This is a genomic window from Gillisella vitis (assembly GCF_001541345.2).
In the GTDB taxonomy this organism is placed as follows: domain Bacteria; phylum Pseudomonadota; class Alphaproteobacteria; order Rhizobiales; family Rhizobiaceae; genus Allorhizobium; species Allorhizobium vitis.
Genome location: NZ_LMVL02000001.1, coordinates 799,171 through 814,658 on the forward strand (window position 1 = coordinate 799,171; position 15,488 = coordinate 814,658).

Genomic DNA, 15,488 nt, shown 5'->3' on the forward strand with positions numbered 1-15,488 from the left:
CCTTGGTTGGCGGGCGTGTCTATGCTATGGCGCGGCTTTTACGGATAAAGAGACGCCTTATGCTTCCCTGGATACAGCTTGACAGTGCAGCCATTCCGGATGGCGGCGGAGATCTGCGCCTGAAACAGCGAGGCCAGGAATTTTCGATCATGTTGGGCGCCAACGAGCTGATGAACAGCCGATTGAGTGGTTCGGAAGAGGCGCTGGCAACGCTTGCCTGCGAGAAAATAGGGGCCTGCGATAAGCCTAGCCTGCTGATCGGCGGGCTTGGCATGGGGTTTACCCTGCGTGCCGCCCTTGGCGTGTTGCAAGTTGATGCCCGCGTTACCGTGGCAGAACTGGTGCCGGCTGTGGTTGCCTGGGCGCGTGGGCCGATGGCGGAGGTTCACAAGGGCAGTCTCGATGATCCGCGAGTCGATATTCATATCGGCGATGTCGGCGTGCTGATCCGCTCAAAGCACGCCGCCTATGACGCCATTCTGCTTGATGTCGACAACGGTCCGGACGGATTGACCCGGGCCTCCAATGACAGTCTCTACAATGCAGCTGGACTGCGCGCCGCAAAAGCTGCCTTGCGGCCAAAAGGCGTGCTGGCTGTCTGGTCTTCTGCCCCGGATGCCGCCTTTACCCGCAGGTTGCGGGAGGCGGGGTTCGTCACCGAAGAAGTCCAGGTGCGCGCCAACGGTAAACGCGGCGGAGCGCGCCATCTGTTGTGGATGGCGGTCAACGGGTGAGATCATCAGAGGGCTGAGACGAAGCGACATGCCAATTGAGCAATTGGCGCTCTCAGTCAATCGAACTAACAAAATTGAATGGAAGTAAACAAGCAAAAAAGCCTGCCGCGGGAGGAGGTGCGGCAGGCTTTTTAAAAGAGTGAACAGCGGCTGGGAGGAGGAGTGCCACCGTTCCATCGGACGCCCCTAGGGAGGAGGAGTGGGTCGTCCGAGATACGAAGCTTTGCGGGAGGAGGATGCATCGCTTCGTTGAGATAGATAATACCCGATAAATGCCCAATTCATAGTCATTTTGTTGCAGTGCAGATATGCGCTAAATGCATGGGTATTTTGCAATGACTTGAGATCCAGATTGGTCGGATCTGCGTATATCATTTCCCCAGACGCAAAAACGCCCGCGTCATCGGCGGGCGTCGTTCAGGCAGCAATGTGGATATCGATCAACCGGCAACGGAAGCCCTGGCAACGCGACGGATGTCGCTGCGTTTAATGCCGAGGTCCTGCAACTCGCGGCTGGTCATGCGGCCAAGTTCGGAAACGGTCTGACGATACTTGCGCCAGTTGTTCAGGGAGCGTGCTACGTTCATGATAATGCCCTTTCTGAGGACTGTCTGACGTCAGCAACCTTGGTTCGGTTCCGGCGTCGTTTCGATGTTTGGAATATAGGCGTTCTCTCACTGTCCTAACAGAGACAAGGTCTCACGCCACCCATGCGTCAAATGCATGAGTAAGCGATGGTGGTCGCCTTCGGAAATTTGGCGCCGGCTATCCTCCGCAGCCAATACCCATCTCGTTTATTCAGGTCACGAAATATTAAAATTCGGAACGCTGGTGCGTGCGCTTTGTTTGCAAGGTGTGAGCTTTTGAGAGCGCGGTTTTGATCCGCGCACTCAACTATCCAGCAATGATGTTTTGAAATGAGAGGTAAGCTGATGACCGATAAACCGACGCCACCGTTTCCCAAGCAACAGCAGTCTATTCCGGGGCTGACCCGCGACATGGATCCCGTGCCAGATCACGGCGAAACCACCTATAAGGGTTCGGGGCGGCTTGCTGGCAAGAAGGCGGTGATAACAGGCGCGGATAGCGGCATCGGGCGGGCTGTGGCCCTGGCCTATGCCCGAGAGGGTGCTGATGTGCTGATCTCTTATCTCAGCGAACACGAGGATGCCGAGGAAACCAAGCGTCTTGTGGAGGAGGCAGGTCGAAAGGCCGTGCTGGTGGCGGGCGATTTGCAAAAAGCCGACCATTGCCGCCTCATCATAGATAAGGCGGTTGCCGAGCTTGGTGGGATTGATATCCTCGTCAACAACGCCGCCCACCAAAAGACCTTTGAGAGGATCGAGGATATCAGCGATGAGGAATGGGAATTAACGTTCCGGGTCAATATCCACGCGATGTTCTATCTGACCAAAGCAGCCGTCAAGCATATGAAGCCCGGTGCTTCGATTATCAATACCGCCTCGATCAACGCCGACACACCCAGTCCCACGTTGCTGGCCTATGCGACGACCAAGGGTGCCATCCAGAATTTCACGGCGGGCCTCGCCCAGCTTCTGGCGGAAAAAGGCATCCGCGCCAATACCGTCGCGCCCGGCCCGATTTGGACACCTCTTATCCCTTCGACCATGCCGCCGGAACGGGTCTCAAGCTTTGGTGAACAAGTGCCGATGAAACGACCGGGCCAACCGGCTGAACTTGCAACGGCCTATGTGATGCTGGCAGACCCCCTTTCGAGCTATGTTTCCGGCGCCACCATCGCAGTCACAGGTGGCAAGCCTATTCTCTAACTGTTGTCGGGTGAATTGAAGTCCGGGTTCCCCGAAAAGACAAGCAAAACCAAGAAAAGCTTTCGTCGGTCAGGTTCAGATTGAACCTGACCGACTGTCGTTTTGCGGTAGTGGCGATGATATGGACCGCGCTCTCTTGGCAGTGTGACGGAAATGCATTGACCCTCTATTGTCGCTGCAGGAATACCCGATAAACTGCTGCATGATTCCTTGGGCTGAAAGGCTCAAGGAGAAAGCCATGCAGCAAGTATAGACTCGGGGCGGCGGGTTCTGTGCATTCCATGGGATGCTTGGCGCGGTCGTGTCTTGGAGGGCGACGGTTGTGCAGTTTCGCCAGGCCTTTGTGCATATGGGTCTTGGTGCGAAACAGGGGCTGAAAAGCGTCTTGATCTCTTACGGGTGGGGAGGGGTGGCGTGAAAAAGAGACTGGTCGCTGTGGTCTTGACGGCGTTGTCACCGGCATTGGGAATGCTGGTTTACAACGAAGTGAGTGCGCGTGCCGAACGCTATGCCGAAGTTCATCGTCAGGTATTCGAAACCGCCCGACAGGCGGCGTCCGAGGTGAACAGCGTCGTGGAGGGTGTCAAGGCGCTGCTGATTGCCACCGCAGTTGTTCCTGCTGTGGCCGGACAGGATAAACAAGCCTGTACCGACGTCCTGAAATCGGTCGCCGCCAGGGTGACCCAGGTCCGCAATATCATGGTTCTGGATCGAAACGGAAAGCTGGTTTGCGACAATATGGACTGGGAGGTCGGCAGCGACTTCAGTGATCGCGACTATGTTCGGCAAGCCCTTCATTCCGATGCTTTATCGGTTGGCGATTATACGGTCAGCCGGATCTCGAACGCACCAATCGTGCCAATGGCGCTGGCCATCAAGCAGGGATCGGAGACAGTTGGCGTGATCGCCACGGCGGTGCATCTGGAATGGTTGGAGCAGCGTATCGTTCAGCGCGGCCTTCCGCCCGGCGGGTGGATCACGATTGCCGACCGCAACGGAACCGTGCTTGCCCGCAACCCGGGGCCTGAAAAATTCCTTGGTACCCCGATTCCGCCGCCATATAACACACTGGTTCAAGCCCAACAGCCCGGCACGACGGAACGGGTGGGGCAGGATGGCATACGTCGGATTATGGGTTATGTTCCCGTTTCACCCGACAATCCATTCTATGTCAGCGCCGGTTTTTCGGCGGACCAGGCTTTCGCGCCGATTGATCGGGCTTCTCTCTTGGGACTGGCGATGATCGCGGTGGGTGCTGGTCTGGCTCTCCTTGCCGCCTTTTTTATCGGAAATCGGTTTATCCTCGGCCCGATCAATCACATCGTTGCCGTTCTTCAGCGATGGCGCCAAGGCGATCTCGCGGCCAGAACCGGGATGACAGGGCCCTCCAGTGAACTGGGACAGGTGGGCGCTACGGTCGATAGCCTGCTGGACGAATTGGAGGCGCGCCGATGTGAGGCAGCGCGTGCCGAGGAAAACCGCAAGCTTGTGGCAAGAGAGTTGGCGCACCGTGTCAAGAACACGATGGCGATGATCCAGGCCATCGCACGGCAGACATTCAAGGATCGCTCGCAGGAAAATGGCGTTTTTGCCCGGCGCGTCGCAGCCCTTGCGGGAGCCTACGATATTCTTTTGTCGGAAGACTGGAAAAGTGCCGGCTTGCGCGATGTGCTCGAGCGGGCGCTTCAGCCTTTCGATAGCGAGGGCGACAGGCGGATTACTCTCCAGGGGTCACCCTGCACCTTGCCGCCGGAGGCTGCTGTCGCGCTATCGCTGATCGCCCACGAACTTGCCACAAATGCCGTGAAATACGGGTCTCTTCGCGAACGGGATGGACGTGTCAAGGTAGAATGGCGGCAAGAGCAGGATCGGATCGAGCTGCAATGGCAGGAAGAAGACGGCCCGCCGGTTGTTGATCCCACTCTTCAAGGGTCTGATCTCCAAGCCTCTGGTCACAAAGGGGCCAGTGTCGAGGGATTTGGGTCGCGGCTGATCCGCAGTGCTTTCCCTCGCAGCCTGTCTCCCAGGATCAGCAGCGATTTCCGGCCCGATGGTCTTCGCTTCCATCTTTCCTTCGCCGTGGTCCAGTCAGGTTCGATGCCGTTGAGGTCACAGACAACGCAATCCGATGCTCTGGGTAAGTCGCAGACACTCGCCGGTTTGCAGGCTTGAACTGCGGCCCGCGGTCGCCTGAGAAGTGGTTCGTCCTGAATGATCGCCCAAGCGGGGAAGGCGGCCGCCTGGATATGATTCCCCTCATTGGCCGATTTTGCGGATTTTATTGAAATTTTGCACAAGACAAATATAAAGTTCCCGCATCGCTCATTGAGGGCGGGTTTGGATCAGGGTGGACATTGACTTAAAGCTAAAAAATCTGCCGTAGAATTCCCGCAATCGTCCCGGGTTAATGGAACTATGCGGCATCGAGATATTATTCCCCCTCTTTTGAACGATGCATTTGCCTGCATGGTCATGGAAGACAGATATGCCACCACGCAAAAACGCTGCGATTGCCAGTACCGGCATCGCAGGACTGGACGAAATTCTTCGCGGCGGATTGCCCTTACCGAACCTGTTCATGCTTCAAGGCGCTCCCGGATCGGGTAAAACCACCGCAGCCATACAGTTCCTGCGGGCCGGTGTGGACGCGGGCGAGAGCTGTCTTTATGTGACGCTGTCCCAAAGTGCTGCCGAATTGCGCTCTATTGCGGTTTCCCATGGCTGGACGCTGGATGGTATTCATGTGGAGGAACTGTCGACCACAGGCAGTATCGACGAGGCCGACGAGCAGAGCATTTTCATGACCGCCGACCTGCGGCTCGATGAAACCCGCAAGGCGATAGAGGCTGCTATCGATGAGCATAAGCCGCAGCGTCTGGTTTATGATTCGCTGCTGGAAATTCGGTTGATCACCGGCGACTCCCCGCGTTTCCGCCGGGAATTGATCGGCTTCAAGTCTTTTCTGTCGAAACGAAAAGTCGTGGCGCTGCTTCTCGATACTCAGTCACCCGGTCTCGACCGCAGCGGCGAGGAGGTCGAAGGTCTGGCCCATGGTGTCATCCGGTTTGACAAGTCACTGGAGGAATATGGCGGTGTGCGGCGCCGGGTCGAGGTGTCGAAAATGCGCGGCGTGCCGATTGCCGATGGTTATCATGACATGGCGATCCGCGAAGGCGCAGGCGTTGTCGTGTTTCCGCGCATCATGCCCAGCACGGCGACAGAAACCACCAAGCCGCAATTAATCAAATCCGGCGTGAGCGAGTTGGATGACATGTTTGGCGGTGGCCAGGAAGCGGGAACCACCACACTTGTCATCGGCCAGGCCGGTACGGGCAAATCCACCATGTCGTCGCTCTATGCAACGGCAGCCCTGGAGCGCGGCGAAAGCGTCGCTCTCTTCCTGTTCGAGGAGCGGTTGGAAACGTTTTTCCGCCGATCTGAAGGCCTTGGCATGCAATTGCGGCAGTTCCACAAGGATGGCAAACTGATCCTGCGCGATTTCAACCCGAATGAAGTTTCGCCTGGCGAGTTCGGCCAGATCGTTCAGGATGCCGTCGTGCAGAACAAGGTGCGTGTCGTGGTCATCGACAGCCTGACGGGCTATCTGAATTCACTGCCGCATCGGGAAAAGGCGGTGCGGGATATCCAGTCCCTGCTGAAATACCTAGCGAGATCCGGTGTTCTGACCATGCTGATCGTCGCGCAGCACGGGCTTTTGGGCCAGAATGTCGGCATTGACGTCGATGTCAGTTTCCTCGGCGATACGGTGCTTCTCTTAAGAATCATGGAGCATGAGGGGCGGCTGCGGCGCAGCATCACCGTGGTCAAAAAGCGCCATGGTCCGCATGATCTGGATGTCCGGGAACTGCTGATCGAAAGCGGTAGTGTCAGTGTCGTTTCCTATAACCCGCTTCCTGATCAGAAATGACAGTACCATTGCCCCAGGAGGAACTTGCCCAACAGGAACTGGCTCAAGAGGAACTGGATTGGGTGCTGGTCTGCGCACCCTTTCGCAAGGATGCCGATTATGTCGGCGCGCTTTTGCGCGAACATCTGATCGAGGTACGGGCCGTAACGGAGGCCAAGGGCTTCGCCCAATTGCTGGACGCTTCACCGGGGATTGTGATTGTTTCGCATGAGGCTCTGACGCCGCAGATTGTCGCCCTGACCACCGAGCATCTCAGCCGGCAGCCGAATTGGTCTGAAGTGCCGATCATCGTTCTGCTGGAGCGGGGCGCGCCCCTGATACGCATCCGCAGCCAATTGCTTTCCGCCTGGCCGGGCGCGCGGCTTTTGTTCTACACACGGCCGGTGGCACCACTCGAACTGGTCAGCGGTATCCAGTCCAACCTGCTGGTGCGCTTGCGCCAGCGGCAGGTGCGCGATTCGATTGAACGGGAGCGGGAACTGCGGGCGGAGCTCAATCACCGGGTCAAGAATATCCTGGCCACGGTAACATCGATCTTTCGCATGACACGGCGTGGTGCCGAAAGCCTTGACGATCTGGTGAAGGATTTCAATGGACGGCTGCTTGCGCTGTCCAATGTCCATACCGCAGTTTTCGAGGCCGGGGGTGAGGATGTGTCGTTGTCGGCTGTGGTTGATCTGATCGTCTCGCCCTATGGCACCGAGCGGATTGCCGTCGATGGCAGTGATCTGCTTGTCAGACGCGAAGCCGGAACGACGCTGGCGCTTTGCCTGCATGAATTGATCACCAATGCAATCAAATATGGCGCCCTGTCGGTCCCGGAGGGACGTGTCGCTCTTCGCTGGGCCGTTGATAGTGGTGAGAAACCGACTTTCCAGTTCCATTGGCAAGAGAGCAATGGGCCGCCCGTTCGTGCGCCAGCGCGCCAAGGCTATGGGACGCGCTATGTTACATCAGCCCTCGCATCGCTGCTTGCAGCGACGCCCGATATCCAGTTCGCCGAAGACGGTCTGGTTTGCAGCGCTGCCGGACCCTTTGCGCGGATCTCGCCTGCTTCAGTCTCCAGCTAACACATACATGCGTTCGCAATCTTGCCGATGTTGTCTCCATCAAACCTCAGGTGGCGGATCTCCCATTGGCCCCAGTAGCCGTTGATATTCTCGTTCGACGGAGCCATAGGCATCGTCAGCAAAGGCTTCGAGACCTGCTCTGTCGCGAATACGGATTGCCTTGCGTTCCGCATAAATCAATCTTTCGCCTTCCAACACATGCAGGGAAGCGGTGACGCTCGAGCGCCGTACCGACAGCATGATCGATAAAAATTCATGGGTCAGCGATAATTCATCCTCATCCAGGCGGTCGTGACACATCAGGATCCAGCGTGCCAACCGCTTATCGATAGAGTGAATGGCGTTTGACTGGGCAGTGAAAGCCATTTGCATATTGACCACATAGGCCCATCGAAGCAGCATGCGGCGCAGAGGCGGCCTTCTATCCATCAGGCCAACCAATCGGCTTGTTTCCACGCGCAACCCAGTGCCTGCGACCTGCATGATCACCCGGCAGGGATTACGATCACTGTCCAGCAGGGCAGAGGCCGGTGACATGCCTTCGCGGCCAAACAGCCCGACCTCGCTTTGGTTGCCAGCCGGAGAAACGATCACCGTTGATCCGACACCCGAAAGAGGGAAGTAACAGTAGTGGTCGATGTCGTGAGGCTGCGACAAGACCAGCCCTTGCGGTAAATCGACAGGTTCGAGAGCGGGTGTGATGGCGGCGAGATCATCAGGCGCCAGCATGTTGAGAAGACGATTACGTATGGGCATGGCTGTCTCCGCATCAGTTCGGCCGCCATGGTTCTGGGCTGGGATCGTCGACACTGAAACGGCGCGATCCTTAGCCGCGCGGCCATTTTTCAAAATTCTGTCACTCATCAATAGATCACCAGTGCTTTCATAAATCCATCCGGCTGGTCGCGGGCGGCGATCAACGCCTGGCCCAACTCCTCCAATCTGTAGCGATGGGTATAAAGGGGTGTGGGATCGAGCCGTCCGTCCATGATTGCCGCCACCGCTTCAAGCATGCCATCGACGCAGATTTCTGAGCCGATTCCTGGACCCATTTCTGGATTGCGTTCATTCGTCTGGATTATTCTGGCTCCGCGCTCTTTCAACGGCTGCATAACGCCTTCTTGCGAGTTTGCCTGTTGGCAGCCAGCCATGATCAAGCGACCTTGCGCGTTGTTCAATTGAGCCGCCAGATCAATCACCCCGGCCTCGCCAGTCGTGTCGATTACTCGGTCGCACAGATGTCCGCCCGTGAGTTCATGCACGGTTTCGATGATCCGCACGGGATCATCCGCCGCACCATGCTCGCTTATGATAAACGCCTCTGCCGCTCCCATACGCTTGGCCACCGCCAAGGATGCCGGACGGCGCGAAATGGCAATCACATGCGCCTTGGCTGTTGAGGCGAGCTGGATGAGAAGAGCGCCGACAAAGTCTATGCCGATAATGGCCACCCTTTGTCCCGCCTTGATGTCGCTCCGGCGAAAGATGTTCATCACCCTGCTCAAGGAATTGCCGGGAAAAGGCATGCCATCCAGCAATGGGGGGAGGGGAATGACGCTGTCTGCATCGGCCAGATGGTGGCTGGCATAAGCGGACCGGGCCAGTGAAGCTACACGATCCCCTATCGACAGGCTTCTGACATTGGGACCGATCGCGTCAACGACCCCCCATCCTTCGCCATTTAAGCCCATCGGTTCGGCAGAGGTCAGCGCTTTGTCTTGTCCACCGCGAGAGATAGGGTCGCAAGCGAGGATACCACAGCCCTCCAGCCTTATTCGCACTTGGCTCCGTCCGGGTCGCGGCAGAGTATTGGATACGATGGTGATCTGTTCCGGCCCGGTGAAAATCGCTGCCTTCATCTCATCGGTATCCGGTTTTGCGCTATAGATTGCGGAAATCCTGTCCATCCGGTTCCTTCCCGTCATTTGCCCGAGCTTGCGACTTTTACCAAGGCCTTTGGCGCCCTCGTCTTTGAGGCGCGGCCTTGGTGCATGGGCGCGTGTCGTGGTGTGCCTCATTTCACACTGAACTTCGAAAACCCGCTCGAGTTCCCAAATCCGGTCAAACAAGTCCTGTCAAAGACGATGGTGTTGGGTCTTTCGCTGCTATTGCGTAGACCTGATATTTGCAGCGCCATTTCACCCGCCGGGCTTCCTGCTGGATATTTCGGGGAACTTTTAGGTTGCAACTCTGGTTTGGGAGGGGTGGCTTACATGGGAGCCTTCAAAAAGCGTCCCGACTTTTCACGCAGTTCCAGACGAAAGCCACAGGAAAGACGCCAAGGAATTGCACCATTCCCCGGAGGAAAAAATGGCTGAGAAAACATTGAACGACCTGTTCCTGGATACGCTTAAGGACATCTACTTTGCTGAGAAGCAAATCTTGAAGGCCTTGCCGAAAATGGCACGCGCGGCGCAATCGGAAGAGGGCCGGAACGCATTTCTTCATCATCGTGAAGAAACCCAGGGCCAGATCGAGCGGCTGGAGCAGGTTTTTGAGCTTCTGGGCAAGAATGCTCGGGGCAAAACCTGTGAGGCAATCCAGGGCATCATCGCCGAAGGCGAAGAAATCATGGAGGATTTCAAGGGATCTCCCGCTCTTGACGCCGGCTTGATTTCGTCGGCGCAGGCCGTCGAGCATTATGAAATTGCCCGCTATGGCACGTTGAAGGCCTGGGCACTGCAGCTCGGTATGAAGGAGGCCGCCGCCTTGTTCGATGCGACCCTGAAGGAAGAAATCGCTACGGACGAAAAACTGACGGCGCTTGGCGAAGGCAGCGCCAACAAGAAAAGCGCACGCAAGGCCGCGTGAACTCTGGACCGGCCTTTCGACGTTGTGAAAGGTTTGTTCCCATCAAAGGCCGCCGGTGTGCGGCCTTTTTTGTTTTTATAAAAAGCTCTGGTGGCAGACGTTATACCAAGGCTCGAAGATGCTGACGCATCCTCGCCTTGAAGGGATTGCGAATATCTCAAATGCATCAGTGGCTTGAGATATTCGCAAACGGAATACGATGAGTCATATTCAATGACTCTTCGCATTACATTTCTTTCGTGCGGTAGCGTACAGAAACAACCTGGCCCTGTGCTCGTTGACGTGGCAGAAGGAGATCTGTTTCATGGCAACTTTCGAGGGCAGCGCTGGCAATGGCGGCGCAATGACATTTACAACGGCGGTTCACTCGGAAATAGAGGCGCATCTACCTGCATTGCAACGTTTCGCCAAGCGGCTTGTCGGACCGAATGGCGATATCGAGGATCTGGTTCAGGATACCATTCTCAGAGCCTTGAACTCTTCCTCACAATTTCGAGCCGGTACGGCGTTGAAATCCTGGCTGTTCACAATCATGCGCAACGCTTTCTATACGGCCTATAACAGGCGCAAGCGCGAGCATGTCGGAATGGATGACGAGTTTAACTTGCGCATGGTGATGGAGCCACCACAGGAATGGGTGGTTCTATACGCAGATCTCGGTCTGGCTATGCAACATTTGCCGGAAGCATCGCGGCAGTCCCTACTGATGGTGGCGAGCGGCGCAAGTTACGATGAAACCGCCCTTGCCTGCGGCTGCGAGGTGGGAACTGTAAAAAGCCGGGTCAACCGAGCCCGAAAAGCATTGTCAGAGCGCTTCAGCATAGCCTGACTGATCTGGTATTTTTCAAGCGCCCGCCAATTTGTCAGGAAAACTCAATTTACCGGCAACGCTCGAGGGCCGGTATCCGGCATTGATGTTACTGTTTACATGAATTCAGAGGCCATTTCAGGCTGGCGATTGACTTGCCAGGCCTGAAATGCGAGTCAGAAACTGCCCGATAGTGGGATTCTTTCAGCTTTCTGAGGAAAAGCATGGCCGGACTGGGACGCTTTGTCGATATTTTGAGGTTATTCGACGAGAAGACGTCGGAGTGGACCATACAGGATATCGCAGAGCGGCTGGATGTGCCTGGAAGCACTGTCTACCGCACGGTCCGCGAGTTGGTCGGACAAGGCTTTCTCGATCCTTCCCGGGAAGGGCATTATCGCCTTGGCGCGGTCTTTATCGAATTTGATCGACGTCTTCGCCTGTCCGATCCGCTGATCCGCGAGGGCGTACCTTTACTGCGCGACGTTGTATCGGCCGTTCAGTTTCCTTGTGTCGCGGTTATCGCACGGCTGTATCGAGACCAGGTGATTTGCGTTGCCGATGACCGTAGCCCCGCCACCGATATCGCCACCAGCTATGAGCGAGGCAGGCCCATGCCATTGCTGCGGGGTGCCACGTCAAAAACCATTCTGGCGCAATTGCCTCGGGCAAAGCTGAGCAAGATCATTAAAGGTGCCGAGGGAGTGGACCGGGCATTTGACGATATTGCGTCTGAATTGGCCGCCATCCGTAAGCGCGGCTTTACCGTGACGCGTGGGGAAGTGGATCCGGGTCTTGTCGGCATTTCCGTACCCGTCACCTGCGCGCAAGGCGCAATCAATGCCAGCTTCAGCCTGATCGTCCGTGCCAGCGATTTTGATGACTCCACTGAACGGCGGCTGGCGATGCTTTTGTTGCCAGCATCTTCAATCCTTGCTGACAAGCTAAATTCCCGGTGGTTCTGAGAGTTTTATACCGGTATTGATTGCCCCTTATATTCGAAACAATGCACGCATAGTTAGAATTTCTTTCGATATTATCAAAATATAATAATTTTTGTTGACTAGCGATTTGATATTCCTCAATATGCAAAGAAATGAGGAGGTCCTGACGCAATTGCGTTGGGAGGGGAAGGAAATCACGTCGCAGTACCGTTCAGCATCGCATTCAACCTGATGCCCACGTTCATAACTCATGAAGCCGGCCTCGGTTTCATGAGAGAGTGTGTAGCAGATTGAGGATGTTGCGGCGTCTTGGGCGTGATTGGGAATACGTTCGTCGCTGTGGCTTTTGCAGGAGAGGTGGATCTGGTCTGATCGACCAATCAGCTTGGGAGGCGATTGCGTGAGCTGAAATGGATTGCCTGAATTCGCGGAACCTCATTTCGAAACAATACAGATTGTAGGGCAGGCTGCCCCGCATCGAGTTTCTGTGTGCGGAGTGCGGACCGGTCTTCAAGATCTGGTTATTTATGGAGGAGGAGAGACATGCAAAGAGCCGCCGGTATACCTCAAGGCGTACTACTCATCTCAATGGCCTGGCTGGCGCCGATCGGATCGACGTTGTTTGCGCCGGTCTTACCGCAGATCATCCAGCATTTTTCCTCGGTGGCGAATGCGCCGCTGCTTGCTCCGATCGCACTCGTCACGCCAGCCCTTTTCGTGGCGCTGCTTGCCCCGCTTGCCGGGATCCTTGCCGACAGAATCGGTCGCAAGACATTGTTGTTTTATTCGATGCTGTTTTACGCCATTGCCGGCGTCATGCCAGCCTGGCTGGATAGCCTTTATACAATTATCGCATCGAGAGTTGTGGTTGGTATCGCCGAAGCGGGTGTGATGACGGCAGGGACGGCCCTGATCTGCGATTATTTCGCAGGCGAACGTCGGGCCCACTGGCTATCTCTGCAATTCGGGTCGGCCTCGTTTGTCGCAACCGTTTGTTTCGTACTGGCAGGATTTCTGGGTGGTTACGGCTGGCGCGTGCCGTTTCTTGTCTATGGTGCCACGGCGCTATTTATTCCGCTTATCCTGATGGTATTGTTCGAGCCGTCACGCACGACCACATCGAACCGTCCGGCTGACATGCCTGCGGATACGCAGGAGGCTGAAGGCAGGCTTTTCAATACGCGGTTTATCGTTTGCCTCGTCTTGACGATGATCTGCGGCATGCTCTTCTACGTGATGCCGGTCCATGTGTCCCTGCTCCTTGCCGAGCGGGGTATTGTCGAGCCAAGCGTGCTTGGTCTTGCCAGCGCTGCCGGTTCTTTCGGCGTCGTCGCCGGAACCCTGTTGTTCCGGTCTCAGGCGCGGCGCTCCATCGGTGTGCTCTTGTCGGCGGCTATGATGTTGCAGGGTATCGGTTTCATCCTGCTCTATACCCAGACGTCATTGATGGGTGGAATCGTCGGCATGTTCATCAACAATATTGGCTGCGGTATTTCGCTGCCTCTGGTTTTGGCCTTCACCATGGCGCGGCTGCCGGATGCGTATCGGGGCAGGGCCTCCGGTATTTGGACGTCGATGTTTTTCATCGGCCAGTTTATTTGCCCCCTCGTGGTTGGTGCTGTCTCCGCTGCCTCTGGCGGAATGATCGGTGCAATGGCGGGTTTTGCAGCTTTTACGCTGCTGGGAGCCGGCGTCTTCGCCATCTGGTCGATATTCGGAATGGCTTTGAAGGAGCCTGTCACCATCAAGCGGGAATTGGTCGGGCTTCATTGAGACGGAGAGAACCAGGCGCAGGCTGAGTGTACCCTGTGTGACGCACTCAGCTTCGCCTTAACGCACGTCTCTATGCGTAACCTCTTAAGTCGATTTCTACCTTGGGGGGCGTTGCAAGCCTGGAGCAAGAAGAAGCGATTAGAGTGGTCTGTGATTTACTATGGAGCGAATCCCAGGGTGATCCGACGGTGCCGGATTTGGGGTGGCCTATTATTTTGGCTGGGAAAGTGGGACAAGTTGATGAGAAATAAACGGTTAGATTTTGCGGTTCTGCTAATGGGTTCTTGCCTATTGGCTTCTCAAGGTGGGCAGGCCTTTGCTGCCGAGTTTTATCAGACGGTCACGCCGGGCGCCTCAACGGATATAAGGGCTGCCGAATTGCCGCCTGAGGCAGGCTTCTATGCGGTCGGTGGCGTTTGGGGCAATTGGCGGAACTCTCTGCGTGACAATAGCGGAAATTCGATGTTTCCCGATACAAGCGAAAGGCTTTTTCAGGGGCAGTTGGGTGGGCTTTATGTCTATGACGGGGAGTTCCTTGGCGGGCGAATGGCGTCCTCTCTGGTCTTCGTTTACGGAGAGCACGATCTGACGATTACAAAAACAACGCCTGCCAATCTGTCTTCCAAAAATACCGGTTGGTTCGACGCCTATTCCGATATCTTCTTCTGGTCGAAGAGCTGGTATGAGGGTCCGCCTCCTGGCGCTCCCGGCCAACCCAAGCCCGCGGCCGATTTCATTCCGCCGATGCCGGTTGGCTTTACCCTGGGACTGGGTGTTGGCGTCACCATACCAATGGGCCTGTTCGACAATGAAAAGGTTGGCAATCCGGGCTTCAACAACTGGGTTCTGTCTCCAAACGTCGCCATGACCTATCGAACCCGTCCTATTCTTTTGGAAGGGACGGAGTTTTCGACCCGTATCTTCTACAATCACAATTTCGACCGCGATGACTCGACGGGCGGTTTCACCTATCGCGACGGAGATTATCTTTCTGCCGATTTCGCCGTTACGGAACGGTATAATCGCTACCAGTTCGGTCTCGCGGGCAATGTCAAATGGCAGGTTCAGGATGATGACGGGTCTCCGGCCAATCTAGCCTTGGATGGACGGCGGCATAAATCCATACGCCTCGGTCCTATCGTAGCGGTCGATTTTCCATCACAACGTGCGACTGTGACACTTAAATACCTGACGGATGTCTACAACAGGAATTCATTCAAGGGTGATTATTTGCAACTGAGCTTTATCAAAAAGCTCTGGTAGTTGGCAGACGTCGAGGATGGCTCAACCATCTTCGACGTTTCTATAACCTGGAGTTTTCCAGGGGAAATTTCCAATTGCCGGGCCTCGGAAGTAATCCTGGCGAATACAGCACGACAGTCTTTTTTTGGGTGTTTTATCCGGCGCCCAAAAGAAGGCGGTCGTGCTTTAAGTTTGATGTCGGCTTCTTTAAATTATAACTGGTTCAAGGAATTCACAGGCGGCCAGGCCGTTTCAGCGGATCGCCTGCCATTTTAACGCCCGGGTTCATCGGTTATTCTGCGCCCAGGTCATAACTCTTGTCACATCGGACATTGCTTTGGGTGCTTCGCATCCTACGGAAAGCTCAGCAAACCGGCTGTTGACGGCT

13 protein-coding genes are annotated in these 15,488 nt (G+C 55.9%); 10 read left to right on the plus strand and 3 right to left on the minus strand.

The annotated features are described in order from the left end of the window. Positions 1–59 precede the first annotated feature (59 nt). Positions 60–734 carry a spermine/spermidine synthase domain-containing protein gene (locus tag ASB66_RS03380; RefSeq protein WP_060717411.1) on the plus strand — a complete coding sequence of 225 codons (675 nt, stop codon included), beginning with the start codon at positions 60–62 and terminating at the stop codon, positions 732–734. A gap of 440 nt (positions 735–1,174) precedes the next feature. Here ASB66_RS03380 and ASB66_RS03385 read toward each other — a convergent pair whose 3' ends face one another. Further along, positions 1,175–1,321, minus strand: a complete 147-nt coding sequence (locus ASB66_RS03385; protein ID WP_081088976.1) for a DUF1127 domain-containing protein — start codon at positions 1,319–1,321, stop codon at positions 1,175–1,177. Positions 1,322–1,666: 345 nt separating this feature from the next. On the opposite strand from ASB66_RS03385, the gene ASB66_RS03390 reads away from it, so the two are divergent. The 4 genes from ASB66_RS03390 (at position 1,667) to ASB66_RS03405 (ending at position 7,522) form a co-directional block, all read left to right on the plus strand. Next, positions 1,667–2,524, plus strand: coding sequence for an SDR family oxidoreductase (locus ASB66_RS03390; RefSeq protein ID WP_060717412.1), 858 nt, complete (start codon positions 1,667–1,669; stop codon positions 2,522–2,524). Positions 2,525–2,938: 414 nt separating this feature from the next. Continuing rightward, a complete protein-coding gene (locus ASB66_RS03395) occupies positions 2,939–4,696 on the plus strand; it encodes a sensor histidine kinase (RefSeq protein ID WP_060717413.1) in 1,758 nt (585 codons plus the stop codon). 313 nt (positions 4,697–5,009) lie between these two features. Then, positions 5,010–6,452, plus strand: a complete 1,443-nt coding sequence (locus ASB66_RS03400; protein WP_060717414.1) for a DUF7125 family protein — start codon at positions 5,010–5,012, stop codon at positions 6,450–6,452. Then, positions 6,449–7,522, plus strand: coding sequence for a sensor histidine kinase (locus tag ASB66_RS03405; RefSeq protein WP_060717415.1), 1,074 nt, complete (start codon positions 6,449–6,451; stop codon positions 7,520–7,522). Before ASB66_RS03400 ends, ASB66_RS03405 begins: the two co-directional genes overlap by 4 nt. Before the next feature lie 39 nt (positions 7,523–7,561). Here ASB66_RS03405 and ASB66_RS03410 read toward each other — a convergent pair whose 3' ends face one another. Together ASB66_RS03410 and ASB66_RS03415 are read right to left on the minus strand one after the other, a co-directional pair. Continuing rightward, the gene (locus ASB66_RS03410) at positions 7,562–8,278 is read right to left on the minus strand and encodes a Crp/Fnr family transcriptional regulator (RefSeq protein WP_060717596.1); all 717 of its coding nucleotides are present in this window, start codon (positions 8,276–8,278) and stop codon (positions 7,562–7,564) included. 107 nt (positions 8,279–8,385) lie between these two features. Continuing rightward, on the minus strand, positions 8,386–9,429 hold the full coding sequence (locus ASB66_RS03415) for an MDR/zinc-dependent alcohol dehydrogenase-like family protein (RefSeq protein WP_070147635.1): 1,044 nt from the start codon (positions 9,427–9,429) through the stop codon (positions 8,386–8,388). 403 nt (positions 9,430–9,832) lie between these two features. On the opposite strand from ASB66_RS03415, the gene ASB66_RS03420 reads away from it, so the two are divergent. The 5 genes from ASB66_RS03420 (at position 9,833) to ASB66_RS03440 (ending at position 15,121) form a co-directional block, all read left to right on the plus strand. Next, positions 9,833–10,333 (plus strand): YciE/YciF ferroxidase family protein, encoded by a 501-nt coding sequence (locus tag ASB66_RS03420; protein ID WP_060717416.1) that lies wholly within the window; start codon positions 9,833–9,835, stop codon positions 10,331–10,333. Positions 10,334–10,637: 304 nt separating this feature from the next. Continuing rightward, the gene (locus ASB66_RS03425; protein WP_070147634.1) at positions 10,638–11,162 is read left to right on the plus strand and encodes a sigma-70 family RNA polymerase sigma factor; all 525 of its coding nucleotides are present in this window, start codon (positions 10,638–10,640) and stop codon (positions 11,160–11,162) included. Between the two features lie 203 nt (positions 11,163–11,365). Then, positions 11,366–12,106 carry an IclR family transcriptional regulator gene (locus ASB66_RS03430; protein WP_060717417.1) on the plus strand — a complete coding sequence of 247 codons (741 nt, stop codon included), beginning with the start codon at positions 11,366–11,368 and terminating at the stop codon, positions 12,104–12,106. A 522-nt stretch (positions 12,107–12,628) separates the two neighbouring features. Continuing rightward, positions 12,629–13,858, plus strand: coding sequence for an MFS transporter (locus ASB66_RS03435; protein WP_081088977.1), 1,230 nt, complete (start codon positions 12,629–12,631; stop codon positions 13,856–13,858). Between the two features lie 291 nt (positions 13,859–14,149). Next, complete coding sequence (locus tag ASB66_RS03440) at positions 14,150–15,121, plus strand: SphA family protein (RefSeq protein ID WP_158544201.1); 972 nt, start codon at positions 14,150–14,152, stop codon at positions 15,119–15,121. Positions 15,122–15,488 lie beyond the last annotated feature (367 nt).